Annotated in this window: 1 rRNA gene; it reads left to right on the top strand. The window is 52.7% G+C overall.

What is annotated here, in order from left to right:
• Positions 1 to 6 precede the first annotated feature (6 nt).
• Positions 7 to 124 (top strand): 5S ribosomal RNA (gene rrf, locus H6A32_RS16055).
• The last annotated feature ends 138 nt before the right edge of the window (positions 125 to 262 follow it).

The raw sequence follows: 262 nt of genomic DNA on the forward strand, positions 1-262 counted from the left end.
AGCTTCGCTGGTGGTGATGCGCCTGGGGGAAACACCCGTACCCATCCCGAACACGATGGTTAAGCCCCAGACGGCCGATGGTACTGCACTGGAGACGGTGTGGGAGAGCAGGTGACCGCCAGCTACAAAAAAAAGAAAAACGTTATCCGTGATATGAGGTTTGAAGAAAACTTCAGATTTCATATGACTGATAAAAATCAGTCAGAAGTGTCGACACTACACCTCGCAGCCAGGCTGCTCGGTCGCGTGCAGGCACGCAAAC

The sequence above is a fragment of the Drancourtella massiliensis genome, assembly GCF_016900655.1.
In the GTDB taxonomy this organism is placed as follows: domain Bacteria; phylum Bacillota; class Clostridia; order Lachnospirales; family Lachnospiraceae; genus Sellimonas; species Sellimonas catena.